This window comes from Turicibacter sp. HGF1, assembly GCF_000191865.1.
Lineage (GTDB): Bacteria > Bacillota_I > Bacilli_A > MOL361 > Turicibacteraceae > Turicibacter > Turicibacter sanguinis.
This window is the reverse complement of record NZ_AEXQ01000066.1, coordinates 1-26,645: the sequence shown is the minus strand read 5'-3', so window position 1 is coordinate 26,645 and position 26,645 is coordinate 1. Positions and strand designations below refer to the sequence as shown.

Annotated in this window: 28 protein-coding genes and 1 riboswitch; of the genes, 8 read left to right on the top strand and 20 right to left on the bottom strand. The window is 32.6% G+C overall.

The genetic code is table 11. From position 1 onward, the window contains the following. Positions 1–118 precede the first annotated feature (118 nt). The 6 genes from HMPREF9402_RS06440 to HMPREF9402_RS06415 all read right to left on the bottom strand — a co-directional run bounded on the left by HMPREF9402_RS06440 (position 119) and on the right by HMPREF9402_RS06415 (position 7,397). Positions 119–1,876, bottom strand: coding sequence for a 1-deoxy-D-xylulose-5-phosphate synthase (locus tag HMPREF9402_RS06440; protein WP_009606891.1), 1,758 nt, complete (start codon positions 1,874–1,876; stop codon positions 119–121). Between the two features lie 428 nt (positions 1,877–2,304). After that, complete coding sequence (locus HMPREF9402_RS06435) at positions 2,305–2,706, bottom strand: ester cyclase (RefSeq protein WP_009606889.1); 402 nt, start codon at positions 2,704–2,706, stop codon at positions 2,305–2,307. A 136-nt stretch (positions 2,707–2,842) separates the two neighbouring features. Further along, positions 2,843–4,378, bottom strand: a complete 1,536-nt coding sequence (guaA, locus tag HMPREF9402_RS06430) for a glutamine-hydrolyzing GMP synthase (RefSeq protein WP_009606881.1) — start codon at positions 4,376–4,378, stop codon at positions 2,843–2,845. A 152-nt stretch (positions 4,379–4,530) separates the two neighbouring features. Continuing rightward, positions 4,531–5,826, bottom strand: coding sequence for an NCS2 family permease (locus tag HMPREF9402_RS06425; protein ID WP_006783698.1), 1,296 nt, complete (start codon positions 5,824–5,826; stop codon positions 4,531–4,533). A 213-nt stretch (positions 5,827–6,039) separates the two neighbouring features. Next, a riboswitch (purine riboswitch) is annotated at positions 6,040–6,141 on the bottom strand. Between the two features lie 147 nt (positions 6,142–6,288). Next, positions 6,289–6,936 carry a VanZ family protein gene (locus tag HMPREF9402_RS06420; RefSeq protein WP_006783697.1) on the bottom strand — a complete coding sequence of 216 codons (648 nt, stop codon included), beginning with the start codon at positions 6,934–6,936 and terminating at the stop codon, positions 6,289–6,291. A gap of 11 nt (positions 6,937–6,947) precedes the next feature. Beyond that, positions 6,948–7,397 (bottom strand): RDD family protein, encoded by a 450-nt coding sequence (locus HMPREF9402_RS06415; protein ID WP_006783696.1) that lies wholly within the window; start codon positions 7,395–7,397, stop codon positions 6,948–6,950. Positions 7,398–7,610: 213 nt separating this feature from the next. Here HMPREF9402_RS06415 and HMPREF9402_RS06410 point away from each other — a divergent pair, with 213 nt between their 5' ends. Continuing rightward, complete coding sequence (locus HMPREF9402_RS06410; RefSeq protein WP_006783695.1) at positions 7,611–8,651, top strand: M42 family metallopeptidase; 1,041 nt, start codon at positions 7,611–7,613, stop codon at positions 8,649–8,651. A 45-nt stretch (positions 8,652–8,696) separates the two neighbouring features. Here the strand turns inward: HMPREF9402_RS06410 and dusB are convergent, their stop codons facing one another. The 3 genes from dusB to HMPREF9402_RS06395 form a co-directional block, all read right to left on the bottom strand. Beyond that, positions 8,697–9,707 carry a tRNA dihydrouridine synthase DusB gene (dusB, locus tag HMPREF9402_RS06405; RefSeq protein WP_006783694.1) on the bottom strand — a complete coding sequence of 337 codons (1,011 nt, stop codon included), beginning with the start codon at positions 9,705–9,707 and terminating at the stop codon, positions 8,697–8,699. A 489-nt stretch (positions 9,708–10,196) separates the two neighbouring features. Then, complete coding sequence (locus HMPREF9402_RS06400) at positions 10,197–11,159, bottom strand: calcium/sodium antiporter (protein WP_006783693.1); 963 nt, start codon at positions 11,157–11,159, stop codon at positions 10,197–10,199. A gap of 40 nt (positions 11,160–11,199) precedes the next feature. Beyond that, positions 11,200–11,769, bottom strand: a complete 570-nt coding sequence (locus HMPREF9402_RS06395) for a manganese efflux pump MntP (RefSeq protein ID WP_006783692.1) — start codon at positions 11,767–11,769, stop codon at positions 11,200–11,202. 404 nt (positions 11,770–12,173) lie between these two features. Between HMPREF9402_RS06395 and HMPREF9402_RS06390 the strand changes: the two genes are divergently transcribed. From HMPREF9402_RS06390 to HMPREF9402_RS14540, 4 genes are all read left to right on the top strand, one after another. Beyond that, complete coding sequence (locus tag HMPREF9402_RS06390; protein WP_009606880.1) at positions 12,174–12,401, top strand: DUF1659 domain-containing protein; 228 nt, start codon at positions 12,174–12,176, stop codon at positions 12,399–12,401. A gap of 38 nt (positions 12,402–12,439) precedes the next feature. Further along, positions 12,440–12,682: a DUF2922 domain-containing protein gene (locus HMPREF9402_RS06385; protein WP_009606884.1), complete on the top strand. Its 243-nt coding sequence runs from the start codon at positions 12,440–12,442 to the stop codon at positions 12,680–12,682. A gap of 660 nt (positions 12,683–13,342) precedes the next feature. Further along, positions 13,343–14,551, top strand: coding sequence for a phosphodiester glycosidase family protein (locus tag HMPREF9402_RS06380; protein WP_006783689.1), 1,209 nt, complete (start codon positions 13,343–13,345; stop codon positions 14,549–14,551). Positions 14,552–14,765: 214 nt separating this feature from the next. Further along, on the top strand, positions 14,766–14,921 hold the full coding sequence (locus HMPREF9402_RS14540) for a hypothetical protein (protein WP_006783688.1): 156 nt from the start codon (positions 14,766–14,768) through the stop codon (positions 14,919–14,921). A 23-nt stretch (positions 14,922–14,944) separates the two neighbouring features. On the opposite strand, the gene folK is transcribed toward HMPREF9402_RS14540, so the two are convergent. The 10 genes from folK to HMPREF9402_RS06330 all read right to left on the bottom strand — a co-directional run bounded on the left by folK (position 14,945) and on the right by HMPREF9402_RS06330 (position 24,287). After that, the gene (gene folK / locus HMPREF9402_RS06375; RefSeq protein WP_006783687.1) at positions 14,945–15,424 is read right to left on the bottom strand and encodes a 2-amino-4-hydroxy-6-hydroxymethyldihydropteridine diphosphokinase; all 480 of its coding nucleotides are present in this window, start codon (positions 15,422–15,424) and stop codon (positions 14,945–14,947) included. Between the two features lie 17 nt (positions 15,425–15,441). Continuing rightward, positions 15,442–15,804, bottom strand: coding sequence for a dihydroneopterin aldolase (gene folB, locus HMPREF9402_RS06370; protein WP_006783686.1), 363 nt, complete (start codon positions 15,802–15,804; stop codon positions 15,442–15,444). A gap of 18 nt (positions 15,805–15,822) precedes the next feature. Next, a complete protein-coding gene (gene folP, locus HMPREF9402_RS06365; protein ID WP_155062054.1) occupies positions 15,823–16,656 on the bottom strand; it encodes a dihydropteroate synthase in 834 nt (277 codons plus the stop codon). A gap of 97 nt (positions 16,657–16,753) precedes the next feature. After that, positions 16,754–17,344 (bottom strand): rubrerythrin, encoded by a 591-nt coding sequence (rbr, locus tag HMPREF9402_RS06360; RefSeq protein ID WP_039930882.1) that lies wholly within the window; start codon positions 17,342–17,344, stop codon positions 16,754–16,756. A 208-nt stretch (positions 17,345–17,552) separates the two neighbouring features. Next, positions 17,553–18,491 (bottom strand): hypothetical protein, encoded by a 939-nt coding sequence (locus HMPREF9402_RS06355; RefSeq protein WP_009606892.1) that lies wholly within the window; start codon positions 18,489–18,491, stop codon positions 17,553–17,555. A gap of 132 nt (positions 18,492–18,623) precedes the next feature. After that, positions 18,624–19,586, bottom strand: a complete 963-nt coding sequence (gene galU, locus HMPREF9402_RS06350; protein WP_006783682.1) for a UTP--glucose-1-phosphate uridylyltransferase GalU — start codon at positions 19,584–19,586, stop codon at positions 18,624–18,626. A 1,008-nt stretch (positions 19,587–20,594) separates the two neighbouring features. Continuing rightward, complete coding sequence (locus HMPREF9402_RS06345; RefSeq protein ID WP_009606887.1) at positions 20,595–21,449, bottom strand: hypothetical protein; 855 nt, start codon at positions 21,447–21,449, stop codon at positions 20,595–20,597. Positions 21,450–21,602: 153 nt separating this feature from the next. Further along, entirely contained in the window at positions 21,603–22,460 is an 858-nt protein-coding gene (locus HMPREF9402_RS06340) for a class I SAM-dependent methyltransferase (protein ID WP_009606882.1), read from the bottom strand. 28 nt (positions 22,461–22,488) lie between these two features. Next, positions 22,489–23,376: a class I SAM-dependent methyltransferase gene (locus tag HMPREF9402_RS06335; protein WP_009606890.1), complete on the bottom strand. Its 888-nt coding sequence runs from the start codon at positions 23,374–23,376 to the stop codon at positions 22,489–22,491. 419 nt (positions 23,377–23,795) lie between these two features. Then, the gene (locus HMPREF9402_RS06330; protein ID WP_006783678.1) at positions 23,796–24,287 is read right to left on the bottom strand and encodes a lecithin retinol acyltransferase family protein; all 492 of its coding nucleotides are present in this window, start codon (positions 24,285–24,287) and stop codon (positions 23,796–23,798) included. Between the two features lie 146 nt (positions 24,288–24,433). On the opposite strand from HMPREF9402_RS06330, the gene HMPREF9402_RS06325 reads away from it, so the two are divergent. Then, positions 24,434–24,724, top strand: a complete 291-nt coding sequence (locus tag HMPREF9402_RS06325; RefSeq protein WP_006783677.1) for a hypothetical protein — start codon at positions 24,434–24,436, stop codon at positions 24,722–24,724. A gap of 39 nt (positions 24,725–24,763) precedes the next feature. Here HMPREF9402_RS06325 and HMPREF9402_RS06320 read toward each other — a convergent pair whose 3' ends face one another. Next, positions 24,764–25,546, bottom strand: a complete 783-nt coding sequence (locus HMPREF9402_RS06320) for a tyrosine-protein phosphatase (RefSeq protein WP_006783676.1) — start codon at positions 25,544–25,546, stop codon at positions 24,764–24,766. A gap of 171 nt (positions 25,547–25,717) precedes the next feature. Here HMPREF9402_RS06320 and HMPREF9402_RS06315 point away from each other — a divergent pair, with 171 nt between their 5' ends. Next, entirely contained in the window at positions 25,718–25,969 is a 252-nt protein-coding gene (locus HMPREF9402_RS06315; protein ID WP_009606879.1) for a hypothetical protein, read from the top strand. Between the two features lie 120 nt (positions 25,970–26,089). Next, positions 26,090–26,593, top strand: coding sequence for a hypothetical protein (locus tag HMPREF9402_RS06310; protein WP_139058187.1), 504 nt, complete (start codon positions 26,090–26,092; stop codon positions 26,591–26,593). The last annotated feature ends 52 nt before the right edge of the window (positions 26,594–26,645 follow it).

The following is a 26,645-nucleotide window of genomic DNA, read 5'->3' as shown; positions in this document are numbered from 1 at the left end:
TTGAAAGTGTAAAAATTCAAGAATAACTCGTTATTTTACTGTATTTAAAACTAAAAAATGTACGCTATGGAATAGACTTTTTACATTGTCTATCCTATAGCGTACATACTAATTTCTTTTATAACAGTCTTTTAATATCTTCTACAATCAAATCTTCTCTTAGGCGGTATCGTTCATATAATAGGTTAATATCCTCACGATCCGTAAATTCTTTTGTTGCACCGTAATTTAAAACTTTGATCTCTTTATCCGCGTAGAATCTTGAGATTTTTTCACCAAATCCACCATCAAGAACACCGTCTTCTAGTGTCACGATTATCTGATGATTAGCTAATAATTGTGTCAGTAAAGCTTCGTCAATTCCACTAGCAAAACGAGGATTGATTAACGTTGCCTCGATACCTGTTATAGATTTTAACTTTTCTTGAACGTTTTGACCTAATGTATAAAATGAGCCTAATGCTAAAATAGCAACCTTGCTTCCATCATTCATTTTTTGATAACAATTTAGTTGACTGAAGTTAGGTGCAACCTCTTCTTTTGTCGAAATAACAGGACCTCCAGGTACTCGCACCACAACCGGATGCTCATTTTGTTCAAGTCCCCATTCTACCATGGCTAGATATTCTTCCTTAGTCGTAGGAGCTAGATAAACGATATTTGGAATATTTGAGACAAGCGCAATATCAAATACACCTAAATGAGTAACATCAGCCGAAGAAATTCCGCTACCAAATACTAAAATCAGCGCAGGATTATTATTGATGGCTAAATCTTGAGACAATTGGTCATATGTTCGTTGAATGAATGAGCTGTAAAGACCAAGAACAGGTTTTGCACCTTGAGAGGCTAATCCTGATGCTAGCGCAACGGCATGTTCTTCTGCAATTCCAACATCCATAAATTGTTCAGGGAATTCATATCTAAACTTATTTAATCCTACAACCCCTGGTGTTCCAGCTGTAATCGCAATGACTTTTTCATCTGTTTTAGCTTTCTCACATAAGAAATTATCTATAATTTGACCATAGTTTTCACCATTGAAACTGTAAAGTTGTTTCCCCGTCTCTAAATTAAACGGTCCTACATAATGGAAACCTTCTTTATTTGATTCTGATGGTTTATATCCTTTTCCTTTGACCGTATACATATGAATGACAACAGGTTTCTCGGTATCTTTTACTTCTGAGAATACATTAATTAAAGCATCAATATCATGACCATTTGGAACAAAGCGATAATCAAATCCAAGTGATTTAAAGAAGTTATTTTCACAGGTTCCATTCGATTGACGAAGTTCAGCTAAGTTTTTATATAAACCACCATGGTTGACAGCAATCGACATATCATTATCATTTACTAAGATAATCATATTTTTACCTGAGGCAGCAGCATTATTTAAACCTTCATAGGCTTCACCACCACTTAACGAACCATCTCCAATAACTGCAATAATATTTTCTTTTTCACCTTTAACATCGCGCGCTTTGGCAAGACCGCACGCCAAACTAATAGAAGTCGAGGTATGACCTACTGTAAAGAAATCATGTTCACTTTCTTTAGGTGAGCTATATCCTGTAATTGATGCAAATTGCTCAGGATCAATAAATCCATGTTTTCTTCCTGTTAAAATTTTATGTGGGTAACATTGATGTGAGACATCATATACAATTTTATCCACAGGTGAATTAAAAACATAATGCATTGCAATCGTTGCCTCTACCATTCCTAGATTCGGACCAAAATGCCCGCCTGTTTGACTCACCTTTTCTATAATAACTTGTCTAATTTCATCCGCTAATAATGGTAAGTCTTCCTGATTAAGCGCCTTTAAATCTTTCGGGGAATTTATACGATTTAAAATATTTAACTCCATTTAATTTCCTCCTTTATGTTTTCCTCAATCTCGAAGGATTTAGTTAATAAAAAATGATTTACATCCCTGTCTTATCCTATTTTACTTTGAACCCTCTACAAAGAAAGTATCACCTATTCTTAACTTTAATATCCATCTGAAAGAGAGTATAACACCTGAAGTAAACTCTAACGCAATAGTGAAAATTAAATTTTTCAAAATAAGAAAAAGCTCCCTATAATAAGGAGCTTTTCGTTAATCTATTGTTTCTTTAACAGGCTTCTCTTCACTAACATAAGAATCTACCACATTTTCAAATTTCTTTATTTCTTCAATCATTAAGGTAGATGACGTTTGGTATTCTTTTTTCCCTGATAGACATCTCCTTCTTCTTTATACGCTATTTAAACCCTTTTATCAACTATCAACTTTGCATATCCTTTAAATAACTAAATTTGCTCTTCTAATAGTAGAACTTCAATCTCTTTATCAGGCCAATACCCCCACGATTCAACAATTTTACCATTAACAACTTTAAAGTTTTCCAATACTTCAAAGCTGATTGTTTTATGTGTTGCACTAATTCCCATATACTCGCCAATATGTTTAGCCTCGTACCGAACTCTCGTTGCCACCTGTTCATTTTCTGCAAAAACGTCTAGTATTTCTATCTTAAGATTATCAAATATGTTAGCAATAATTTTTAAAATATTAACTGCATCATGATTACTTCTAGCTGACGCTGGACTATGATCAATATAATCTTCACTTAAAATTTTTAAGACATACTCATAATTCTTCTTCACATACCCTTCAATAAAAAAAGCGATGACTATTTCTTTTTCACTCATTTACAACTTCAACTCCTCTCCTTCTTTATAAATTTATGTACTTAAAATTGATTCTTTACTTCTTAATTTATTATTTATTCCTTATAAAAAAAGCTTGGAAAAACTTTAAAATAAAGGTTCTCCAAGCTTTCTAATATTATTCCCACTCAATTGTTGCAGGCGGTTTAGATGTAATGTCATACACTACGCGGTTAACGTGTGCGACTTCGTTTACGATACGAACAGAGATTTTTTGTAAAACATCAAATGGGATACGTGCCCAATCTGAAGTCATACCATCAATTGACGTTACGGCACGAACAACAACCGTATGGTCATATGTACGCTCATCTCCCATTACCCCAACTGATTTAATGTTAGGTAACGCAGTGAAATATTGCCATACATCGCGTTCAAGTCCTGCTTTTTTGATTTCTTCACGTAAAATGAAATCTGACTCACGAACGATTTCTAATTTCTCTTCTGTCACTTCACCTAAAACACGAATTCCAAGACCAGGTCCAGGGAATGGTTGACGGAAGACAATTTCTTCTGGTAATCCAAGCTCAAGTCCTAATTGACGAACTTCATCTTTGAATAAAGTGTTCAGCGGTTCAATTAATTCGAACTCCATATCTTCAGGTAATCCCCCTACGTTATGGTGTGATTTAATTGTTTGAGCTGTATCAGTACCAGATTCAATAATATCTGTATAAAGAGTTCCTTGTGCTAAGAACTTCATGTCTTTTAATTTAGCAGATTCTTCATCAAAGCAATAAACAAACTCATTACCAATAATTTTACGTTTTTGCTCAGGATCAGAAACACCTTTTAATTTATTTAAGAAACGTTCTTGTGCATCAATTTTGATGAAGTTCATATTGAATTTTCCATCAAATGTTTCAACAACACTTTCCGCTTCTCCTTTACGAAGTAATCCATGATCAACGAACATACATGTTAATTGATCTCCGATAGCACGGTGAATTAATGCTGCAACAACAGATGAATCAACCCCACCACTTAAGGCACATAATACATTTTCAGATCCAACTTGAGCGCGGATTTTTTCTACTTGCTCATCAATGAAGTTTTTCATTGACCAGTTAGCCTCTGCACCACAAACATTAAAGATAAAGTTCTTTAAAATTTGTGAACCATACACTGAGTGTTGTACTTCAGGATGGAATTGAACTAAATAAATGTTACGTTCTTCATTTGAAGCTGCTGCAATTGGACATGAATCGCTGCTAGCATCAACAACAAATCCTTCTGGTAACTTTGTTACATGATAACCATGACTCATCCATACCACTTGTTCTTGTGGCATATCTTGATATAATTTATTCACATTTTTAATTGTGATTTCTGCTTTTCCATACTCACGTTGTTCAGCACGTTCTACTACTCCACCGTGCATATGAGTTGTTAATTGCATTCCGTAGCAAATCCCTAAAATCGGTAATCCTAAGTTAAAGATTTCAGGATCAACTGTAAATGCACCTTCTTGTGTGACACTATTAGGACTTCCACTGAAGATAATTCCTTTAACATTTGGCATTTGCTTGATTTCTGCTGCCGTTAACTTATGTGATTTTAATTCACTATATACTCCGAATTCACGAATACGGCGAGTAATTAACTGATTATATTGACTACCAAAGTCTAATACAATAACCTCATCATGTTGCATATGTCCTTCACCTCTTTTTACTAGTTTGTTTTTTGCTTCGATATTTTATAGGATGACCGCCTAAAAATTTCTTATTTAAGATTATATAGTAAAAAATGAACTTTTGTCACCCTCATTATGACAAAATGTTCATTTTTTCTACTATAAGTTACTTACTGCATGATGAAATGTAATAGGAAAATAACTGCTAATCCCCACATAACTGGATGAACTTCTTTAGAACGACGTGCTGCTACCATCATGATTGGATATAATAAGAACCCTGATGCAATCCCTTCAGCGATTGAATATCCAAGTACCATCATAATAATAGTTACGAATGCTGGAATTGATGTCTCGATGTTTTTCCACTCAATATCACCTAAAGAAGAAGCCATTAAAATACCTACAACAATTAAGGCTGGTGCTGTTACAGCTGAAGTAACAACTGATAATAAGCCTGAGCAGAATAACATAATTAAGAAACATAATGCAGTAAAGACTGAAGTTAATCCAGTACGTCCACCCGCTTCAACTCCTGTTAATGATTCAACGAAAGAAGTTGTTGAAGATGTTCCTAAAACGGCACCAACAACAGTAGCAGTTGAATCGGCAAGTAATGCTTTATCTCCATCTACTAAATGACCTTTTTCATCTACTAAACCTGCACGTGCTCCAACAGCCATTAAAGTTCCCGCCGTATCAAAGAAATCGACGAATAAGAATGAGAAAATAACTGGAATCATTTCTACTGTGAAAATACTTGGTAAGGCTTCAAATAATGCACCAAATGTTGGTTTTAAAGAAGGAACTGATGCAATAATTTGCGTTGGTAATTCAACCACACCTAAAATCATTCCGACAACAGCTGTCACAATCATACCAATAAAGATAGCTGCTGGTGTTTTACGAACTAATAAAATTAACGTTACAACTAATCCAATTACTGTAATTAATACATTTGGATCTGTGAAATCTCCGATTCCAACTAATGTTGCATCGTTATTAACGATGATTCCTGAATTTTGGAATCCTAAAAAAGCAATGAAAAATCCGATTCCTGTTCCAACAGCATGTTTTAACGATGTTGGAATACTATTAATAATTAATTCACGTAACCCAGTTGCTGATAAAATAATGAATAAAATTCCTGAGATAAAGATACCTGCTAAAGCTTGTTGCCAGCTATATCCCATCATTAAAACAACGGTATAAGAGAAGAATGCATTCATTCCCATCCCTGGAGCAAGTGCTACTGGGAAGTTAGCGAATAATCCCATAATTAATGTTCCAATAGATGCTGCTAAAATTGTTGCTGTAAAGACAGCGCCTGTATCCATTCCCGCAGCTCCAAGTGTATTTGGATTAACGAAAATAATGTACGCCATTGATAAGAATGTTGTAACTCCGGCAATAAATTCTTTTGAAACAGTTGTGCCACGTTCTTCTAATTTGAAGAATTTGTTCATGTCGGTACTCCTCCCAATTCTTCTCCTTCTCTCGGCTCGTAAATTAAAAAGGTAAGTATCACGGATCTATCTAATTTCCTACTCCAATGAACAAAGATAGAATGTCCTCCCCCGTAATACTTACCTAAAAAACAAAAGGGACTTCCAGCTAAAAATGCTGAAAGTCCCTACTTATGGTAAATCAGAAATCAAAAAAATAATTGGCCTATTTTCTTAATAACTGATAAAACCCGTAGTCTACTCATTTACGGTGAGTAGGTAGAGACTTTCGGACCATATTTCCGATGATATACGAGAGAAAAGATTCAATTTACTACTTAAATATAAGGTCTATACCTATAAAAGTCAATGATTTTCCACAGAAAATTTACACCTTTTTTGTATTTTATTGTAAAAATGTAAATAATGATTTTTATTTTCATAATTTAAGCTAGTAAAAAAGCGATTATATCTATAATCGCCTCATTCAACGTAAAGAAATATTCTCTTAATTTTGTTAATAACACACCAAATCAATTTTAAGACAATATAAATAAGATATCCCCAAAAAACCCCCAGTGTGTTTACCATTAAATCATCGACATTAAATCCTCGATAAGCATATCCAGTTACTAAGTCGTACGTTAATTGCAAAGATTCTATACATAAAGAGGTCATAAAACCAATTAGTGTTATATTTACTAAATTCCACTTATGCTTTTTAAATAGAATCGGAAAATAAAAACTCAATGGCATTAACAACAAAAAATTCCCGACCGTTGTAATATGAAATAGATTTCCCCATTTCATAAAATCGAATAATTCAAAATTATGCCGTCTTTCAAGTAAAATTCCACATTCAGACTCTCGCTTTAAAATCTCAATATAATTTGGATTAATTGGAATCGGAAAGAAAACTAACCGAATGACATTTAAAACATAAAAAACAAAACTCGTGACTAATAAACACTTCCATATCGAATTCGTACTATTAAATCGGCGATAAAAAAACAAAAAAATCACTGACAAAATAACAGTAACCCAAAAATTAAAGTGAATAACTGATGTTGCCTCTAAATGTTGAATTTGATTATACAACTCTCTTAAATCACTACAAGTTGTTAACATCATCGTTTTTTCCTCTATTTCGTTACTTTAATAACATCTGTTTTCATAACATAATCTTGAAATGCGCGTAACGGTTGTTTACGAATCGATTGATACGTTAATAAAATAGCATTAAAAATAACCACAAATCCTGAAGTCATAGAAGATAATAAAAATTTTAATAAGAAATCACGTTTAAAATAATCACTAACTGTCATTTCCTTTTGGTTTTGTTTTACTTCTTTAATTTTCATGATACGTTTTCCAACTGTTTGCCCGGGCATACGAACTGGAATATAAATAAAATAAATGAATACATAAATAAGTTGTAGCATAATCATCGCTATGACAACTTGTAATCCAAAAGTTTGTCCAGCATTATCGAATGAAATAAAAATAAACTGTGCATTTCCATAGAAGATTAACAATAATAAAATAAAATCAATAAAAAAAGCTACCCCTCTTCGTATTAACATCTCAAACATGCGCATCACTCCTCTAGCCATTTTAAATTTTGTCCTAATGTCCATTGTTTGATTCTTCTATCTCACAAAAATAATTATACATGACAATTGAAAACGCATAAATGAAATAATATTAATTTTTAAAACTTTCCTCATAATTAAAGATAAAAAATTCCAAAATATAGTATAATACGTTACATAGATTTCAAATTAAATTAGAAATGGGGAATATCGATGAATTTTGATCATTCATATTTTTATTCATTAGCAACAGATATTTTAATGACACCCAGTCCAAGTGGTTATACACAGGCTGTGATTGAAAAAATTGCAACTTATGCAAAAGAATTAGGTTTATCAGCTATTAAATCAAATAAAGGAAATCTAATTGTCACATTTGAAGGATTAGATTCTACAAAAGTTCTTGGACTTTCTGCTCACGTCGATACACTTGGATTGATGGTTCGCTCAATTAGTGCTGATGGAACATTACGCTTAACATCAATTGGTGGAAATCAAATGATGACGCTTCTTGGAGAATACTGCACTGTTCATACCCGTGATGGAAAAGCTTATACCGGAACAATCTTAAGCCTTGCCCCAGCTTCACATGTTTATGAAGATTGTGGTAAAAAAGGGCAAACAGTCGATGAGTTAATGGTTCGTCTTGATGAAGTTGTGCTTTCAAAACAAGATGTTATTGATTTAGGGATTCAAAATGGGGATTTCATCTCAATCGATCCTAAAACCACAATCACAGAAAGTGGGTTCATTAAATCCCGTCACATCGATGACAAAATTAGTGTTGCCATCATCTTTACTGTTTTCAAATCTTTACTAGAAGCAAACATCAAACCTAATCACACGATTCAATTCGTTGTTTCAACATACGAAGAAGTAGGTCATGGAGCAGCTTCATTACCAGCTAACATCACACGTATGATTGCTGTTGATATGGGCTGCATTGGTAAAGATTTATCATGTACAGAATATGACGTCTCAATCTGTGCAAAAGACTCATCAGGTCCTTACGATTATGAAATGACATCGGAGTTAATTGAACTTTCTAAAAAGCATGAATTAGGATATGCTGTTGATATTTATCCATTCTACGGATCAGATGCATCAGCTGCTCTTCGTGCAGGTCATGATATAAAGGCTGCATTAATCGGACCAGGAGTTCATGCTTCCCATGGTGTAGAACGTACTCATATCGATGGATGTGTTAATGTTATGAAATTATTATCTGCTTATCTTACTGAAATTAAATTTTAATTAAAAAGGTGACTCCTAAACTATTAGGGTCACCTTTTTTCTATCCTATTCTTCAACAACTAAACGAGCTGATTTATCTCCATTTAAGTAAGCTTCGTAACGATTTACAATGTCCATCATTTCTTCACGAGTTTTAACAGTTGTAATCATACGTTTAACATGAGTTGCCCCTTCTAATCCTTTGATATACCATGCCATATGTGAACGCATTTCAAGCAATGCTACTTTTTCACATTTTAAGTCAATTAAACGATCCATATGGTCAACCGCTAAACGTAATTTTTCATGAGCTGATGGTTCTTCAATTAATTCATCTGTTGCTAAATAATGAACGATTTTTTTCATTAACCATGGGTTTCCAAGTGCGGCACGTCCAATCATAATACCGTCTACACCACTCTCTTCAAGAACACGCTTCGCCATTTCTGGTGAATTAATATCTCCATTTCCGATAACAGGAATCGTCTTAATAGCATCCTTAACATCTTTAATAATTCCCCAGTCAGCTTTTCCTTCATACATTTGAGAACGTGTACGCCCATGAACAGCAATTGCACTTGCTCCAGCTTGCTCAATTTTTAGTGCATTTTCAATCGCATAAATATGTTCTTTATCCCATCCAGTACGCATTTTAACTGTAACTGGCTTTTTAACAACATCCACAACATTTGCCACAATATCATAAATCTTATCGGGTTCAAGTAATAAACGTGCTCCCGCTTCATTTTTAGTAACTTTAGGAACAGGACATCCCATATTAATATCAATAATATCGCAATCACAATTTGCATCTACGTATTTTGCCGCTTCAACAAATGTTTCCTTATCTGATCCGAAAATTTGCATTGATAATGGACGCTCAGCTGGATCAACATAAAGCATATCTAATGTTTTCTTATTTTGATAAACAACCGCTTTATCACTTACCATTTCAGCGTAAATTAATCCCGTTCCCATCTCTTTGATAATCGTACGGAAGGCTGCATTACAAACACCTGCCATTGGTGCTAAAACAACTGGATTATCAATCTCAATTTCTCTAATTTTAAAACTCATATCTTCACCACTTTCCTAAAAGTTTTATATATATAAAATTTCTTATAATCAATCTTCGACAAATCATCATTATACCTTATCCACAACTTTTGTGCAACCAAGATAAAACCGTGTTGCCATGATAAAAAAGTTATCTACTATGCGGTAGTAGATAACTCAATATCCTACATAAAATTAGCAAAAGCAGAAGCGGCAATTATCATAATTAATCCAGCTACTGTACTAGATAACCTACTCATTGTATATTCGATTTATCCAAAATAACTTCTACATTGAAACCAATACAATCAAAGAAAACTTCTATTATTTTTTAACTCATTTATTGGCGCTATCAAATAGTTTAGCTAGTCAATATATTTCCCAAGAAAATAAGATTCTCTTTACATCAAACTTGGGTTTATAGAATTTACTACAGTTAAATCAAATATTTTCTAAAATGGACTTATTATCTTTTACTATTTTACAAAGAAAAAAAGGCTTACGCCTTTTTTAACCTTTCCAAATAACAAAGATCATGTATGCAACATATAAGCAAACAAGGAATGCTCCCTCTTTTTTATTAATACTACGTTTTGATGCTGCAAATCCGTATGTAATAAATGAAGCAGCCATCATAATAAACATATCTAAGAAGACAGCACTGTTAATTGTAATCTCATGGATAAATGATGAAATACCTAATACAAAGAAGATATTAAAGATATTAGATCCAATAACATTTCCTAACGCAATATCACTTTCACCTTTACGTGCAGCTACAATTGAAGTAACTAACTCAGGTAATGAGGTTCCAACCGCAACGATTGTTAAACCAACTAAACTTTGACTCATTCCCCAAGCTAAAGCGATGTTTGAGGCACTATCTACAACTAAATCTCCACCAATTACAATTCCAACAATCCCAATAATTGATAAAAGAATACTTTTTGGCAATGGATAAGATTTAATTTCTTCCTCATCTTCTTGGTCTTTTCCTTCTTTACGTGCTGTTAAAGCTAATTCAATTAAATAATACATGAAAATTCCAAGTAATACTAATAACATAATTCCATCAGCACGTGTTAAAACGTTATCTGTATAATTATGATATTTTGAATCTAACCCTAGAACAATTAAAACAAATGCTCCGAGTAAAGCAAATGGAAACTCTTTTGCAATAATTGACTTCTTAACATTTAGAGGTGAAATAAAGGCTGCGACCCCAACTACCACTAATAAGTTAAAAATATTTGATCCAACAACGTTACCTACTGTAATATCATTAGCACCAGCAAATGCTCCTGTAATACTAACAGCTGCTTCTGGAGCACTTGTTCCAAATGCTACGATGGTTAACCCTATAATTAAACTAGGAATTTTTAAAGTTTTGGCAATAGATGATGCTCCATCAACAAATAAATCTGCTCCCTTGATTAAAAAGATGAATCCAATGACTAATAAAATATAACTCATAAAAAATTCGCACCCTTCTATTAAATTTTCGATTTATTAATTAAGCTAAAACCGTGTGTTCTAAGAAAATACTAACTCCAATCAGAATTAAAATGATTCCCCCAACGATTTCTGCATAATTCTTTAGATATTCTCCTACTTTGTTCCCTATAATAACACCGGCAAAACTAATAACAAATGTAATAACACCAATTAAAGTAATAGATGTCAAAATGTTAACATTTAAAAAGGCAAATGTAACTCCTACTGCTAAAGCATCAATACTTGTTGCAATAGCAAGAACGAGTAAAGAACGAGCATTTAACGGATCAACCTCAACACTATCCTCTTCATCCTCTCCTTTAAATGATTCATATAACATTTTTCCACCAATTAACGTTAATAAAATTAAAGCAATCCAGTGATCAAATGCTGTAATATATTTTTCAAAACTTAACCCAAATAACCATCCAAGTAGCGGCATTAAAGCCTGAAATCCACCGAAGAATAAAGCAACTTTAGCAGCTTGTGGAACAGTTGCCTTTCTTAAGCTAATCCCTTTAGCAATTGAGACTGTAAAAGCATCCATTGCTAAACCAATTGCGACAAAAACTAATGCAATAATACTCATTTTAAACCTCCTATTTTATTGACTCAAATCATAACTCAAAGGTCGGCATAAAAAAAACGAGACCAATGCATAACAAAAAAGTGTTATGCATGAGTCTCGTCATTTAAGATTAAGCCAGAACTAAGTTCGCGTTTTGTTGACTTAACCACACTAAACGTGCCAACTACTCCCTCATCATAAAGTGAGTTATTTAGTTACAACAAGACTATTATATGTTATTTTTACACATAAAATCAACAATATTTGGATACAATTTATATTTATTATTAATTTATGTAAAAAACGATAAAATATGTATTTTTTTTAATAATTACCACACTAAATTTTCTCCTAATCTATATACATGTTGTGAAAAGGTGCTAAGGCCTACACCAATTCAAACTAAAATCTAGGGGGAATAACTTATGAAGGAAAACTTAATTAACCGTAAATTAATGATTTATTTTACAGCAGGTGTCGATGATGATGAGAAAATTATTAACAAAACTAAAACGTTTAATGCGATTCGTCTAGATAGCGAGGAATCAGATCTTGCCATCTTTGCTGATAAATACAGGGTGCTTTCTAATCACATATATAAAAAAACAGTAGCAGCTGACTACTTTGAAATCTCATTAGCAGATACACTTTAATCTTTATCCACAAAACAAAAATTTAGGGGGAATTTTAGATGATTACAAAATCACTTATTTTAACATGTAAATTTAAAGATAGTTTAGGAAAAGCAAGATCAATTAATATTGATACGCCAAACGAAAATATTACAACAGACCAAATCAATGCTTTTATGCGAGCCGCAATTGAGACGAATGTCTTATTAGTTGATGATAATCAGCCTGAAGTGACATTGGCAACCATTGAAGGTGCTGAAATTGTCAACAAAACAGTTGAAAAGCTTGATTTAGCAGAGTAGACAAAAAGCTCTTATCCTTGCGGTAAGAGCTTTTTTATTTCAAAATAAGAGTTAGTTCTTTCAAAAATTACTATCAATTAGGCCATTTATCTATTTTAATCATTTAGCTACTCTCGGTTTTACAATTTTTTAGATAAACAATCAAGTATTTATAAAACAAGATGGCTATGAGATTTTAAGATACAATAAAAATCCATCATCTTTACCATAATCCGAAGTAAAAAAAGATAAACTAACATCCTTTGTATATATTTCAACAAAAGTTATAAGTTTTTCCAAATTACCGACGTAAGCTTCTATTTTTCCCTTTTACTGTTATTTCACTCCCTAATCATAAGGGATCTAAATCAATGGTTATAATCTTTGCCTCTATTCCTGAAGGTTTGTCTGACTACCCTGTCACTGCATAATTACCTCTAAAATGTTTTTCCAAAACCTCAATTTTATCAAGAAGTTCAAGTCTTAAGAGCTATTCGTGATACGCATTGTATAGTTCAAAATCTATAAAAATCCAATCATCATACACTATTTACTCCAATACTTCTAAAGCTAACATTTTACGCATTCTCTCCCTAATTTATACAATTATTACAACAGAAAGTATGGAAATTTTAAACAGTTCCATTGTATAATTAAGCGATTAATTAGGGGGTGGACATTTTGAGACAGCAAAAAGAAACGCAGAAAATTATTTGGTTAACTCTAACGATTTTTAACCTCTTTCTACTCTTAGTTGGAAGTTTTGCCTACTACTACGATAAAGCCAATACGACAATTAAAGAACTAACCTTAAAAGTAGAACAACAAAACATAACCATTGAACAACAACAATCAGCACAAAGTTCACTAATTGCTTCTAATCAAGAGATGCAAAAACAACTTGAAGAAGTATTACAAGCATCTGTTATCATTGAAGAAGAAAGCAACCAACAAGAATCACAACTTTCTCAGCTTTCTCAACAAAACCAACAACTAACTGATAACATCAAAAACTTGACCAGTCAAATAGATGAGTTAACAAAGCTAAATGAACAATACGTATCTGAGCGATCATTAAGCGTTAAAGAATTAGAAACAAAATACCGAACACTCGTATCAGATGCCGAAACAAAAGTAACCCAACTTGATACTGAAATTGTTCAAAAGCAAACAGAATTACAACAATATTATGATCAAATCAATTCATATTTCTATATTGACGACGACCTAAAAATAAAATTAGTCGAAGAAAAATCAAATAATCAACATTACTGGGTGGCCGAAGTTATTGCCTCGAAAAATAAACAACTACAGTCCGAATTCGCTAATAATACTTATGGTGGAACTCGAGAAACATTATCTAGTATGGCTAATCGCGTAGGAGCAACACTTGCTATCAATGCATCAGGATTTTATACCGATACCAATAAACCAATGGGATCTATCGTTCGGGACGGCCAACTTCTTCAAACCGATCCAAACTTCACCTGGGAAGTCCTCTCTACCACTTGGTCGGGAGACTTAAACTTCTTCCAAGTAGATGATCAAGCCTCTGCTTATGCGGCTGATATCAACGATTCCTTTGCCTTTGGCCCAATATTAGTTCGAAATGGTGTAGCAACAGAAATCAAAGACACTTCTCGTCATCCACGAACAGCCATCGGCCAACTTGATGAAAATCGATACATCATCGTTGTAGCTGAAGGACGTCTACAAGATGCCGAAGGGCTAACCTTAACCGAACTACAAAACATTTTCCTAAGTCTTGGCTGCCAAACTGCGTATAATCTAGATGGTGGGGGATCAACAACTTTGTACTTTAAAGGAAAAGTGATCAATACACCATCAGATGGTGCAGAACGCGCCATTGCCGATATGATTTACTTCTAAAAAGGAGCTAAGCTCCTTTTTATTTTTGAAAATAAAGTTTATGTCTTTCATATGTCATCGTCTGTGACAATTCCGTCACTTTAAAAATATCATCCAACCACGTATAATATATTTATAAAGAGATTGACGTTTAAAACTAGATTAAACTAGAGAAAAGGCTGAAATCACCAGCTAAAAATATAAACTACAAAAAGAAGCTAAAGGAGAGTTTATGATGTTAATACTTGATAACATTTTAAATGAGATTGACGAGGAATGGGATGTTCCCGTTGAAATAAACCATCATTATGATATGGCAATTTTTAATGAAAGTATGTCATCAGATATTAACAATCACGGACACCTTTTATCGGTCTTCTTTGCAGATTAATATAAAAAAGTCATCACCTATAACTAGGCGATGACTTTTTTTAATGCCTTCTGATCAAATTTTTGAATAATTGTTTCAACTGTGATGCCATCTATCTTTAAATCTTTTGCAATCTCACAAAGCGGAATCATTACAAAGTCACGTTCTGTCATAAATGGATGCGGAATCGTTAAACGTTCAGTATTTATCGTCTCATCTTCAAATAATAAAATATCTACATCAATAACACGTGGTCCCCATTTAATTAAACGTACACGGCCAAGCTCTTGTTCAATGAATTGACAACAATCTAATAATTCAACAGGAGACAAACTTGTTTCAATTAAAACAACCAAATTCATAAATAAATCCTGCTCCGTATATCCCCACGGACTCGTCTCATATAAAGAAGATAACTTTACGATGTGAATACCTTTATACCCATCCAATAACTTAATCGCATCATATAAATACTTTTTCTTATCTCCTATATTTGACCCTAAACTTAAATAAGCTAGTTTCATCCGATAACCCCTCCAACTTAACGTTTAATCGTCACTTCAACGGCAGCCGTTCCATTAAACCCAGTAATCGGAGGCTGCATTTTGCGGACTTCAACCTTCACCTTATCAATCACAGCATAAGTGTTTAATAAATCTGTCCCAATACGAAAGGCCAACGTCTCAAGTAAATCTACATGATCGCCATACATAATATCTGCCACCACATCGTAAGCATCTGCATAATTAATCGTTAAACTTAAATCATCAGTTGCTCCCGCTTCTAATACACAATCCGTATACATAAACACATCAACCTTAAACTTTTGGTCAAATTCATATTCATGTGGACATGCTCCATGCTTCGTAATAAACTCCATATCATTTAACATAATTTTCGCCATCTCAGTTTCCTCCTATAATTAAACTAAAGCTTTCATAACCTTTGCTGCTCTCGCATTTTCTAACACATCATGCACACGAATAATATGAACCTTTTGACTCACAGCAAAACAAGTCGCTGCCACCGTACCTTCTAAACGATTTGCTACATCCAGTCCACCAAGCAAATGTCCAATCGTTCCTTTCTTACTCACACCTAAAAGAAGTGGATAACCTAAAGAATGAAGCTCACCAACACGACGCATCAACTCAACATTACCCTCTACTGTTTTGGCAAAGCCAATCCCTGGGTCAAGAATAATCTTATCCTCACTAACCCCTGCTGCTTTAACCAACTCTACACAGTCTTTTAACTCCGTCATTACGTCTTGTACGATATCATCATACACGGTTAATTCACCTGTAATCGCCGTAATACAATCTGTTTCACTCATATTAGGCATACGATTATGCATCAGGACAACATAAGCACCTGAAGTGGCCATCACATCTGGCATATCGGGATCAAACTTGCCACCACCAATATCATTAATAATCTTAGCACCTGCTAAAACAGCCTGTCTTGCCACTTCTGCTTTATAAGTATCAATTGAAATCGGAACATCAATTTCTTCAACCAATCGTTTAATAACAGGAATAACACGAGCAATCTCATCTTCTACTTTTACAACAGTTGAACCAGGTCGTGTGGATTCCCCACCAATATCAATAATATCAGCGCCATCAGCAACCATTTGGCGTGCCTTTTTGACAATCTCATCAATATGTTGATAACTTCCACCATCCGAAAAACTATCCGGGGTCACATTCAAAATTCCCATAATAAGCGGTCTATTTTGAGCAAACACTCTCATCACCTCAATCAATAAAGCCTCTAAATTATACCTATTAGTATAATTCATCTCAAAATTTCTGTAAACATAAGAAAAAAAGTATCGGAAAATCCGATACTTAATTATTAGCCGCTTCTGCTTTAAAGTAACCTTTAGCATGTTTACAAACTGGACAAATTGCTGGAGCTGCGACACCATAATGAATATGACCACAAACCTCACAGTGCCAGGCAACAGGAGTTGGTTTTGTAAATAAAGTATCATTCTGCATATCTTTTGCAATTGCTGCAAATCGTTGACTATGAGTTTCCTCAATCTTAGCAATCATATTAAAAGTTGCTGCAATTTGATTAAATCCTTCTTTTTTAGCCACTTCTGCAAATGCAGGATAAATTTCCTGATGCTCATGAGTTTCAGCTGTAACAGAAGCTAATATATTTTGAAGGGTATTTTCTTGGTATATATCTACTGGATAAGCTGCATCAATTTCAATCTCTTCTCCATTAAACTCTTCAGAAAGATATTGAAAGAAAATCTTTGCATGCATTTGCTCTTGATTAGCTGTTAAAGTAAATGTTTTTTCGATTAATGGATAACCTTGTTTTTTTGCAATTGAGGCATAAAACGTATATCGATTTCTTGCCTGTGATTCACCTGCGAATGCACGCATTAAATTTTTATGTGTTTCAGATCCTTTTAAAGATGCCATCCCAACAACCTCCATATGTACGATTTCACCTTTATTTTGGAACATATTCATCCGATTATTCAAAATTACTCATCTATGTTTAAAATACTTTCACCTAGATGCCACAATGCACGAAGATTATACAAATATATGTAAACACAATAAACTCATCTATCACATCATCAGAAAAAAACTCCTCTTTGTCGATTAAGGAGGAGTCATGATACACTTAAATACAAATTCTTAATATAAAATTATATAACGTAACTTGATCTTCTATCAGTGAGGTAACTTCATTCGTCGCCTTAATAAACTCACCTCGTTTTTGTTCTACTTTATCCCTAAGTTCTTTCATATCCTTCGTTCTTAAATATGTTTTAAACGGCAAAGATAATTGCTCTAACTGTGGATATTGCTTATAATAAAAAGCTACTAAATCGATCATCGCAACATTCGCACGGTCATATTTCATTAACTGACGATTCAATAACTTCGTAAAATAAAAACATAACTCTGTCACAAGGGGAACGCTCTGACCTTCTTGCTGTAATTTTTTATTATATTCATTCGCATGTTTAAGTTGTGATAGCGTCGTTTTTAAATTACTTGATTTCGCAAAATGGGTATTAATTCCTTGTGCCATCAACCAATTATAAATACTAAACAAATTCGCTAAATCTAAATGACCCAGTTTTGCAAGAGTCACAGCAATACGATTTCTTAAATGACAACTAGCTTTTGGATCATCTTCTTCACCATACAAATAAACATACACTTTTAACCTTAATTCAAGAGGCAAGTAATCCACAGGACTTGTGGGATAAACTCTAAAATTACCTTTATATAACCACACGACTCTTCTAGATAAGAAAGACTCTAATTCCTCATCCACCTTCCCATGTTTATTTATAATATTCGCAAATGTTTTTTCGAAATAATCATATAAATCATTAATTTTTTTTTGCATTAGAGTGCTATACCAACTTGGAAATGTTTGACTTGTTTTATAATACTGATACAAATATAAATATTTAATTGTTGACAGATAAGCTTTACTATCAATACCCCGATTTAATTTCTTGGATTCTTCTAACAACCCCTCATTTTGTTGTTCACCGTAAAGTGAAACAAGTTGTTCGGACTTATAAATCGCCTTATTAATATTCATAATTTCACCCCACCTATTTAACTACGTAATACCCTATTGCCTTAATACATTATATGCAGGGAAAAGATTTATTTGTTAACACCCTTTAAAAAACTTAAAATGATAAATAAAAAAAGAAGGGGGTATCCCTTCTTATTCAGTCACTTCTTCAGCGGTTTCTTCTACCTCTTCTTTTACTACTACATCTTTTGTTGCAACTTTTGATTTTAAAGTAGGCGCAATTTCATTTAATAAATAATCACGAACTTGATCCCCTAAATCTTTACGATTTAAAGCAAAGTCAATTGTTGCCTTGATAAATCCAAATTTATCTCCAACATCATAACGTTTACCTTCAAAATCATAAGCATATACGGCTTGACGATCCATTAAACGATCAATTGCATCTGTTAATTGAATTTCTCCACCTGCACCTGGCTCTTGAGTTTCTAACATTTCAAAAATTTCAGGTGTTAAAACATAACGTCCCATTACAGCTAAGTTAGATGGTGCATCTTTTTGAGCTGGTTTTTCAACCATTCCACTTAATTTAACCATACGTCCATCTGCAACATGAGAAGATGATGGACGAACAATTCCATACTTAGATACATCTTCCCTTGGAACTTGTTGAACACCCATGATTGAGCATCCAATTTTATTATAAGCTTCTACTAATTGATGCGTTGCTGGATTCTCATCATTAACAACCACATCATCTCCAAGTAAAACAACAAAAGGCTCATCTTTAATAAATGTCTTAGCACAAAGAATCGCATGTCCAAGTCCTTTTGCTTCTTTTTGGCGCACATAATGAATTTGAGCCAAGTTAGAAATTCCTTGAACCATTTCAAGCATCTCTGTTTTACCTTTCTTAGCTAACGTATCCTCAAGTTCATATGACTTATCAAAATGGTCCTCAATTGGACGCTTCATTGAACTTGTCACAATTAAAATCTCTTCAATTCCTGAAGCAACAGCTTCTTCAATAATATACTGAATCGTTGGTTTATCTACGATAGGTAGCATCTCTTTTGGTTGTGCCTTTGTAGCAGGTAAGAATCGTGTTCCAAATCCAGCTGCTGGGATAACTGCCTTTCTTACTGGTTTACGCATCGTTTCATCTCCATTCACTTAACACTCTATATTAGATGTTTAATCAGTGTCATTATATCACAACTAACTGACTAAGTAGAAGTAGTAATGGCTAAATTATGTAACCGATTAACTATGCTATCTTTATTTCGAAATACAATCAACTATTTCTCCTAATAAATTTAAAATTAATATCTGATTTATATCACAAATTATTCCATTCTTCATAAATTAAATTAGGTAGTGAAACTACCGATTATGTTAAATGAGGTGAATGTAATATGTGTGGAAATCAAGGAAATTCATGCTGTTTCATTTTAGTGTTATTTATTTTATTAGCTATTATTTCTTGCTGCTGCTGGCGTTAGTGAATAATGCTATGAAACCTGAATAATATAGATGTGGGAAAGGGACTATCTCATTTGAGATAGTCCCTTTTTGTTTTACTAAAGCTGAGAATAATGTTATTTGACACGTCTACGATTAACTCGTCCATAAGCAATTTTCCATATAATAGTGCGTTGAAAATACTTCATTGGTCTTATTCGAGATTGTCTCATCTAATACCAGTCCGTTACTTACATCTGTTTATCAATTAGCGCTACCTAATTAATACCCCTAAAGGTCACCTCTTTTCAGAGCGTGCGCAGACTATATCTTCATCCTAAAAACTATAGGAGCACCATTTTTCGAATTACCAATCACTTGTAATTCTACTCCCACGCAATGGGATAGTCGTTGAACGTTTTCCATATCACTGAGACTTAGGAAATTCGCTGCTAAACATCCATTTTTCATAAACACTTAGGATTTAACCATATGTTCATCTCAATGTTTTTTTCTGCTTTCGCTACGTTCACGCTTATCTTTTCAGATGACGTTTTCGTACATTGAGCTTTAGGATTTCAAAGCAATTAACGGTGAGTATCTGCTAATCACTTAACAGACAGGGCTAGTATACCCCTTTTTAGCACAATCGTTTTTACGTGCTTATTAAAATCTATTCAACTTTACTAATTAATATACTAATTAAAGTAACTCAGCCAAAGCACTAGCTTCTTCACTAGTCACATCGATGGCACTAATCATCTCGTAATATATTTTAACTTCTTCCATCTTCCCATCATTGACTGCTATATTCGCTAACTCATAATATTCATTCACTGTTTCTGCTATAATATTCTCTCTTAATTGTGATAGCTCCTCTACTTGTGCATCAGTAGTTGCATATTTGACAGCTTCTTCTAAACTATTTAAGAATAATGAATAAAATAATTTATGATTAAAATATGTTGATGCCTCTGTTTTCGCTCTATCTACATAATATTCAAATAGAACATTTTGATAATAATCGATTTTCTCTTGCGTTTCTTCAACGTTTACACCATATGATAATGCAAGTTCTAATTTCCCCATAATCATTAAGTATAAATGCTTATCATATAAATCATCAACTTCTTCGTAAATAGATTCTACTAACTTTTGAGCTACTACTTTTAATTCATCCTGCGCTTTTTCATATCGTTCTTCATCACTTGGAATAACATTTTGATAATAGTAATACGCACTATCATAGTTTTTATTTTGATTTGCTCTTTCACCTTTTAAGTAGTTAGATTTTGAAGTAATTAATTGCTTCACTTCATCGATATTCTCTTCAATTCCTTTTTGTTTAACTGCCTGATAAGCTTTTTCATAACTTACTAAGGCTCCTTCTAAGTCATCATTTAAAAGTGAAACTTTAGCACTTTGAATATTTTTATACATTTCGATATAGCCCGGAGCCTCTTTTACAATAAAGAACATAAAAATAATTAGGAATAATCCGATTCCTAATCCAACTTTTTTTCGATTTTTAATAATCCAATTTTTGAAATTACTCATTCCTAATACCCCTAACCTGACTTAATAGTTACATAAAAAGTCATTTTAATACAATTTTAGACTCTTTTCCATGTAATATCCTATCAGATATCCTACTGAGGATAAAGCATTTTATCATTAATTTTCCAACAAATTAAAAAAGCTCCAAAATGTTTAATGACACTTTTGAGCTTTTTTATTACAAATCATAATTTTATGCCCTGGATTGAGATAAATCGGTCCATATTTTTCAAGATAACGAGTTAAAAACAAAGTAAACTCCGCTATACGATGTCTTTTTACAATCAAATCAATAAAATTTAAATTTTTAGCTGCAATTAATAAATTTATTAAAACATCTGCTTCATAAATTCCTGAATTATTATTATAATTTATGATTTCAATACTTTCAAATTTCTTTTCTAAAAATGACTCCACTTCATATCGTTCTAATCCAGTAGGATCCATTTGAATATCTAAACTTGAGTCAAACTGATACAATAACTGATTCATTATATTTGTAAGTTGATTATTATCAATAAAGAAATAACAAGTACCATTTGGTTCAACCACTCGACAACATTCTTCAATCATTATAAGTTGATCACTTAGACTACATTCCTCAAAATCAATACGAGAAATGACTTTATTAAAACTATTATCATCAAACTTTAAACGCTTATAATCAACTAACTCAACTGGATAATTAATATTTCTTGATTTTAGATTTTGCTGTGAAATCCGAACATTAACTAAAAGATTCTCCCCTAATGTAATAGGTGCATATGATTTTAACTTCTCCACATTTTGACACCATAGAACGCCAAAAGAACAACCTAAATCTAAAACAGTAGTGTCTACCTTTAAATTTAGATAATCAAAAAAGCTACGACTAATCCATCTTTGATGTTGTCCAGAATTAAAATACTTCATTTTTAACTTATAATATTGTTCATTCAATGGATGTAGATTAATGATAGAAGATTTATTATTAAATTTAAAATGAGATGTTACCCTACGTACTAACTCCACCCTATACTACCTCGATCTTATCTTAAATTTAGACAGCTAATTTTAAACTACATTTATTTTTACCTATGATGAGATTTACACGACGCTTAATTAAAATTCCACCATCTTCTTTTATTTTGTTCAATAAAAATGTTCTAAATTTTGATAATCCAGATTCGGAAATGATAAGTTTCAAACTATCAAATTCACGTTCTGATAATAAATATCCGATTAAGTCATCAACATTCGTTATCCACCAGTCAGATTTAAAATACTCGACTTTAACCTCTGAAAAAATCGGTTTAAAAAAATCATGTACTTTATCGACATTTACGATTTGAAATTGACTCCAATCTAAACCACTAGCTAATCGTGAATCATACTCTATTAATAGTTCATAAATAGAATCATAATATTCCGCTGAAAGATTGGAGAAATAAAGAACCCCATCGTCTTTTAGAACTCGTAATCCTTCAGATAAAAAACTCATCCTTACGTCTTCAGGTATCAAACTAAATGATGAATTACTAAATATAATATCAATTGAATGATTCGGTAAGTTTAACTTACTTTTCGTTGAAAGACTTACTTTAAGGTTCGATACAATATTTTTTATAGCTGTTTTAAAATGAATCATCCCACCAAAATACTGATCTAAAACATAAACGTTTTGAAATTTACTGAAAACCTCTTTATGCTTCATCAAAGCTAGACCACTAATATCAATAAACTCAATAGCATTTTTATTTTTATTAGGATTCACATTTTCATTTACCCACTGAAGATAATCCATTGATGAAGTTGCATATTTCTCCATCATATAAACTAAATCATATTTTCGACGATAACTGCAATTTTGAACATTAGAAGACTTTGTAAAAAAAGGTACCAACATTTTGTTCTTCATACTAAAATTAAATAGATTGTTCGCAATCACGAATTATTCCCCTCCTTAGTGACTTCGTTTACGATAAGTTATCCCCTTCTTATCAACAAAACCAAAAAATCTATGTGGATAAGAAACATATACCTTAAAATATGGTAATATCAATTATCATTAGCTATATTTCATCTTTATTATCTATTAATATCCACAAGACTGTGTATAAATCTATTCTAACATATTGTGGAAAAAAATAAATATCTTTGTTCCTGTTTTTTACATTTTTCTGATATTTCGATAAAATTCTCACTTTTTAAAAATAACATTTTAGAGTATTTTGTCTTTTTTTACACACTGTCGACACCTAATTATCGAAAAATTATTTATCTTATCCCCTAATTTCAACTTTAAGCTGTTGATAATATCCACAATAAAAAAAGATAGTGGATTTTCCACTACCTATCACATTATAGTCACTCTATTTTTTTACCACTACGACACCAACGCACAAAATGTTCACAATTATTTGTAATCAAATTATATTTTTCTTCCCCTAATCGACTAACAGCCCTGACCATTACTTCTTCCCTTGAATAAGTTATTTTACTTTGAACAATAAAAATAGGCATCCCCTTTGCAAACTGTTCTAAAGTCACAATACAAATTCGATTAAAATCATAATGAATAACAAGTCCAAGACCAAGATAAAGTCCATGATGAGTATACGGCGTTGGTTTATATCGAGTGACGCATATATGATCAGCACAATCTAAATTATATTTAGAAGGAACATAGCGTTGATTAGCCCTTAAGTTAAAATCACTATCAATTTTATTCCCTATTGTTCGTCCTATCCGTTCTACCTGTTCGACTGCATCTACAATTTTATGATACTTAGGTGAACTCCCTTCAGTCTCTTTTTTAGAGTTTTTTCTGTTTTTTCTTCGTCTATCGTCAGTCTTCACGTTATCACCACCATTTACATCGTTACTATAGTGTATGAATAACTAAAATCACTTGTGACTTTTAAGAAAAACTATGAATATTGCAGATACTAATCGCATATATATTGATATAAATTATTTAAAAATATTAAAAAGGGGGGACCTTTGTGAAATTTCAACTTGTTGATCCTTCATACTGTGTCACAACTGATTTAACCTATCATAAACATGCGATTCGCGAAGGAATCCACGTCCTATATCCAAACGCAACAATTAATATCCACCGATATTATTTTGAAATTGAGGATGAATCGACTGAAATCATTAAAGACTTACCGTTAATTAATGAAGAAATTGCAGCAAGAGATCCTTATCTAAAATCCCTCTTCAAAGACTATCCAACGAAGCAGAACAATGAAATTACACTCTCATCTTTTCTATTTAAAGATGCCAACTAAATATAAAAAAAACGTAGATTTTTTCTACGTTTTTCTTTTCTATCTTTTAAATTTACTAAATAAACTCTTAAAAAATCCTGATTTTTGAACCTCAATAGGCATAACCACTTCAATTAACTCATTATTATAAACCTTTAACGGATTTTCAATGAATAACTCACGTGCTTTATCACCACTTAATCGGGTGATTTCATCTAATGCTTTTCTTACCTTAGGTGCACGGTTTCTTGGTGTATGAGCATCTGTTGCAACAAAATGAATCATATGATGTTCAATTAACGTGATCACAGTTTTTTGAACGCGTTCTCCAAAAAATCCCCGAATACTTCCGACATTTGCCTGACATAAAACACCTAAATTCAAAAACTTTAACAATATATTAGGATCCTCCATAATCATTGGATAACGTTCCGGATGCGCAAGAATCGGAGTCAACCCCATTAATCTTAATTCATAAAAAACATCCTCAGCATAAAGTGGGATATCATTCATCGGGAATTCAACTAAAATATACTGCCCATTATTAAGTGTACTAACCTCGCCAGATTCAACTAATTTCGGTAAATCCGGAGTTAAATAAATTTCCTGACCGACTGCAAGTGATAAAGCAATATTCTCTTTTTTTAAAACATTATTCACTTCGTCTACAAGCTGTTGAACCTGCTCCTTATTAGCATAATCACTATACTGGATATAGTGTGGTGTTGCAATAATATGATAAATCCCTTCACTTACCGCAATACGTGCCATTTCTAAAGTTTCATCCATAGATTTTGCACCATCATCAATTCCAGGTAAAATATGACAATGAATATCAATCATAAACTATCCCCCTAATAACCAAATTATTATATTATTTATTTTATCTCATCTATTTTGAACAAACAATTAATATTACCTTTAAAATCTTTCCCTTTATGTGACCTATATCACATTTTTATCTCACTATATCTGATATAATACTCTTAACTAGATATGAAAGGGATGAATGATATGAGTGAAATGATTTCAATGAAATGTGGTTGTGAATTTGAAAATGGTCAAGCCGTAGCAGATAAAGTGCGTATGAAAGGATTTGCTGATAAAGAAATGCCAACACCAGCAACTATTAACTGTTCTTGTGGAGAAACATACACTAAATTAAAATTAGTTGATCAGTGTCCAAACTGTAACATGACATATGCCGTTACACCATGTTCTGCTGATGATCATCAATATATCGTTCCAGCTGGATTAAACTATTAAGATCATTAAACCCCATCAATTATAAATTTATAATTGATGGGGTTATTTTTTATTTTCTTGAATAATTAGGAAGAACCGTTAAATACTATGAAAGAAATCGACATGAAAGGAAGATTCGGAATGAAACGTTTAATGGTTATGGTTATGATTGGGTTATGTTTAGTTGCTTGTTCAAACAATAAATCAACAACGACAACAACAGAGAACAATACAACTCAAAATACGCCAACAACAACTACTACAGAGGATAAACAAATTAAATATGTAAGTGACTTAGGATTTAAAAATGTTACTAATGTTAACGGAAGTAAGTACTACCAAACCTATACACTTGATGAAGCAACAGCTGCACAAGGCGATGTCTATAATCAATGGTTATATACATGGGTAGAACCAAGTGAATATGTTGGGAAAACAGTTGATGTTTATCAATATACAGGAACAAAAGATAACAAAGATTATGATATTTATTTACTAATGAGCGGAGACAAAGAAATCGGTGGTTACTACTATGAAAAAGGAAAAGATATGTCTTCTGCAACAATTTTAGATAATTCAGTAACTGCCCGTATCGCATCTGACTTCCAAGCAACATGGGATAAGTTATTTAATATTCAAAAATAAAATAAAAAAAATCCTCAGATTAATCTGAGGATTTTTACTTTACTTATTAAAC

Excerpts from the sequence above, each read along its gene's own strand:
- HMPREF9402_RS06315 (WP_009606879.1), top strand. The coding sequence starts at position 25,718 with ATGAGTGAAATGATTTCAATGAAATGTGGTTGTGAATTTGAAAATGGT.
- HMPREF9402_RS06440 (WP_009606891.1), bottom strand. The coding sequence starts at position 1,876 with ATGGAGTTAAATATTTTAAATCGTATAAATTCCCCGAAAGATTTAAAG.
- HMPREF9402_RS06425 (WP_006783698.1), bottom strand. The coding sequence starts at position 5,826 with ATGAACAAATTCTTCAAATTAGAAGAACGTGGCACAACTGTTTCAAAA.
- HMPREF9402_RS06345 (WP_009606887.1), bottom strand. The coding sequence starts at position 21,449 with ATGAGTAATTTCAAAAATTGGATTATTAAAAATCGAAAAAAAGTTGGA.
- HMPREF9402_RS06410 (WP_006783695.1), top strand. The coding sequence starts at position 7,611 with ATGAATTTTGATCATTCATATTTTTATTCATTAGCAACAGATATTTTA.
- folP (WP_155062054.1), bottom strand. The coding sequence starts at position 16,656 with ATGAGAGTGTTTGCTCAAAATAGACCGCTTATTATGGGAATTTTGAAT.
- HMPREF9402_RS06355 (WP_009606892.1), bottom strand. The coding sequence starts at position 18,491 with ATGAATATTAATAAGGCGATTTATAAGTCCGAACAACTTGTTTCACTT.
- HMPREF9402_RS06320 (WP_006783676.1), bottom strand. The coding sequence starts at position 25,546 with ATGATTGATATTCATTGTCATATTTTACCTGGAATTGATGATGGTGCA.
- HMPREF9402_RS06395 (WP_006783692.1), bottom strand. The coding sequence starts at position 11,769 with ATGAGTATTATTGCATTAGTTTTTGTCGCAATTGGTTTAGCAATGGAT.
- HMPREF9402_RS06390 (WP_009606880.1), top strand. The coding sequence starts at position 12,174 with ATGAAGGAAAACTTAATTAACCGTAAATTAATGATTTATTTTACAGCA.
- HMPREF9402_RS14540 (WP_006783688.1), top strand. The coding sequence starts at position 14,766 with ATGTTAATACTTGATAACATTTTAAATGAGATTGACGAGGAATGGGAT.
- rbr (WP_039930882.1), bottom strand. The coding sequence starts at position 17,344 with ATGGCATCTTTAAAAGGATCTGAAACACATAAAAATTTAATGCGTGCA.
- HMPREF9402_RS06415 (WP_006783696.1), bottom strand. The coding sequence starts at position 7,397 with ATGTTTGAGATGTTAATACGAAGAGGGGTAGCTTTTTTTATTGATTTT.
- guaA (WP_009606881.1), bottom strand. The coding sequence starts at position 4,378 with ATGCAACATGATGAGGTTATTGTATTAGACTTTGGTAGTCAATATAAT.
- HMPREF9402_RS06310 (WP_139058187.1), top strand. The coding sequence starts at position 26,090 with ATGAAACGTTTAATGGTTATGGTTATGATTGGGTTATGTTTAGTTGCT.
- galU (WP_006783682.1), bottom strand. The coding sequence starts at position 19,586 with ATGCGTAAACCAGTAAGAAAGGCAGTTATCCCAGCAGCTGGATTTGGA.
- HMPREF9402_RS06385 (WP_009606884.1), top strand. The coding sequence starts at position 12,440 with ATGATTACAAAATCACTTATTTTAACATGTAAATTTAAAGATAGTTTA.
- HMPREF9402_RS06400 (WP_006783693.1), bottom strand. The coding sequence starts at position 11,159 with ATGAGTTATATTTTATTAGTCATTGGATTCATCTTTTTAATCAAGGGA.
- folK (WP_006783687.1), bottom strand. The coding sequence starts at position 15,424 with ATGAAACTAGCTTATTTAAGTTTAGGGTCAAATATAGGAGATAAGAAA.
- dusB (WP_006783694.1), bottom strand. The coding sequence starts at position 9,707 with ATGAGTTTTAAAATTAGAGAAATTGAGATTGATAATCCAGTTGTTTTA.
- HMPREF9402_RS06435 (WP_009606889.1), bottom strand. The coding sequence starts at position 2,706 with ATGAGTGAAAAAGAAATAGTCATCGCTTTTTTTATTGAAGGGTATGTG.
- folB (WP_006783686.1), bottom strand. The coding sequence starts at position 15,804 with ATGGCGAAAATTATGTTAAATGATATGGAGTTTATTACGAAGCATGGA.
- HMPREF9402_RS06420 (WP_006783697.1), bottom strand. The coding sequence starts at position 6,936 with ATGATGTTAACAACTTGTAGTGATTTAAGAGAGTTGTATAATCAAATT.